At 57.7% G+C, this 2,470-nt stretch carries 1 protein-coding gene and 1 pseudogene; both read left to right on the forward strand.

Features of this window, described 5'->3' with window-relative positions:
- Positions 1-10: 10 nt before the first annotated feature.
- A pseudogene (locus NO352_RS07490) lies at positions 11-1,374 on the forward strand (condensation domain-containing protein).
- Positions 1,325-2,470: non-ribosomal peptide synthetase (locus NO352_RS07495; protein WP_289355264.1), on the forward strand; the 1,146-nt coding region annotated here is incomplete at its 3' end. The pseudogene NO352_RS07490 and the gene NO352_RS07495, both read left to right, overlap by 50 nt.

The raw sequence follows: 2,470 nt of genomic DNA on the forward strand, positions 1-2,470 counted from the left end.
GCCAAGCTATATGGTGCCGACGTATTTTGTGCAACTGGACAGTTTGCCGTTAACGCCGAACGGGAAAATCGATACGAGGGCACTGCCGATTCCGACAGTGTCGTCGTGGAGTCAAGAGGGCTATGCGGCGCCGCAAACGCCAGCGGAGGAACTCGTTTCAGCGGTATGGAGCCACCTGCTTGGCGTGGAGAGGATCGGCATCTATGATTCCTTCTTTGATGTGGGAGGCCACTCGCTGCTGGCGACACAGGCGGTTTCGCGTCTGCGCGAGGTGTTCGGCGTGGAGGTGGCGGTGCGCGACCTGTTCCAATACCCGACGATCGAAAGCTTATCCCGCCGATTAACGCTGTTAGCTCAAGGGGGAGAAGGGGAGAAACGTCCGCCGATTCAAGCGGTGGAACGAGGCGTGCATATGCTGACATCGTATGCCCAGCAGCGGCTCTGGTTCCTCGATCAACTGGAACCGAACAGTCCGCTGTACAATATTCCATGCGCATGGCGGTTGCAGGGAGCCTGGAAGCTGGACGCGTTGGAACAAGCCTACAATGCGCTGATCCAGCGTCATGAAGTGCTGCGCACCGTCATTGGCGAGGCGAAGGCGAGCCGGTGCAGATCATTCGCGAACACCAGCCTGAGCGTCTGCCTGTGACGGATCTTCGCCATCTGGCAAGCGAGGATAGGGAGCGCGAGATGAAGTCGCTTATACAAGCGGAGGCAGACAAGCCGTTCCAACTGGCCGAGGGACCGTTGATTCGGTCGCAGGTCATCGCGATGGGGGAGAGCGATTGGGTGCTGCTGTGCACGCTGCACCATATCATCTTTGACGGATGGTCGCTGGACATTTTCGTCCGGGAATGGCTTGCGCTGTATGAGGCGTTTGCGGGAGGGCAGCCAGCGGCATTGGCGCCGCTATCCTTGCAATATGCCGACTACGCGCATTGGCAGCGGAACTGGATGAGCGAAGACGTGATGAACCGTCAGTTGGCGTATTGGGAGGAAGAACTGGGCGGGGAACTGCCTGTGCTGCAACTGCCGACAGATCGTCCGCGTCCGGCGCAGCAAAGCTACCGGGGAGAGCGGTATGAAGTGGAGCTTCCGGCCGCTTTGCTCGTCAAGCTCAAAGCGGTCAGTCGTCAAGAGGGAGCGACGTTATTCATGACGCTGCTTGCCGCCTACCAAGGTTTCCTCTCCCGCTATACGGGACAGACGGATATCGCTGTCGGCAGTCCGATTGCGAACCGGCATTACGAAGAAACCGAGGGGATGATCGGATTTTTTGTCAACACCCTTGTGTACCGTGCGGATGTGGGAGTTGGTGTCGCAAGTGCGCGGGAAAGCATGGAAAGCGCAGGAGCATCAGGACATCCCGTTTGAGAAGATCGTGGCGGCGCTGCAGCCGGAGCGGTCGGCGAGCTATGCGCCATTGTTTCAGACGATGTTTACACTGCAAAGCCGTCCGAGCGAGCTGCCGATGGACTCGGAACGCCGGATGGACACGATAAGCAGCTTTATGTCGGTCGCGAAGTTCGACTTGACGGTAGGCGTGCAAGAAGCCGAAGAGGGGATGCGCGTCAGCTTCGAATACAGCACGGACTTGTTCGACGCGTCAACAATCGAGCGGATGGCGGCACACTTCGAGCGATGGCTGCATGAAGTGGCGGAGCATCCGGAGCGATCAATAGGCCAGATGCCGTTGATTAGTGAAGCAGAAACGAAGCAGCAACTGGAGATATGGAACCGGACGGAGACGGCGTATCCCCGGGATTTGGTGATTCAGGAGCTGTTCGAGGAGCAGGCGGCGGCACGGCCGGAAGCGGTGGCAGTCGTTGACGAAGACCGCCATCTGACGTACGGGGAACTGAATGCGCGGGCAAACCAACTGGCGCACTGCTTGCGAAAGAAAGGCGTGAAGCCGGAGACGCTGGTTGGGATCTGCATGGAGCGCTCGGCGGACCTGATCATCGGGATCATGGGAATATTGAAAGCCGGTGGCGCGTATGTGCCGATGGATCCGTCGTATCCGCAGCAGCGCTTGACTTACATGGTGCACGATGCGGGAATTGAGCTTCTGGTGACTCAGAGCGAGGCAAGCGGATGGGTGCCGGAGTCTGTCACGCGCATCTGTCTGGACAGCGCTGCCGATCAGGAGATGCTGTCGCAGGAGAGCGATCAGAATCCGCCGATCGCCACGACGCCGCACAACATGGCCTATCTGATTTACACATCAGGAACGACTGGAAATCCGAAAGGGGTCATGGTCGAACATCACACACTGATCAAGCACCAGCAATTTTTCCAAGTTACGGAGCAAGATCGTGCGAGTCAAATAGCAAGCATCGCATTTGATGCCGCAGTGTCAGAAATATGGCCCTATTTGAGCAAAGGCGCCAGTTTGCATGTGTGCAAGGAAAGCGTAAGAACGGATCCTGTAGCGTTGCAGGATTGGATCGTTGACCAGCAAATTACGATC

It is taken from the genome of Paenibacillus sp. S-12 (assembly GCF_030363895.1).
GTDB classification, from domain to species: domain Bacteria; phylum Bacillota; class Bacilli; order Paenibacillales; family Paenibacillaceae; genus Paenibacillus_B; species Paenibacillus_B alvei.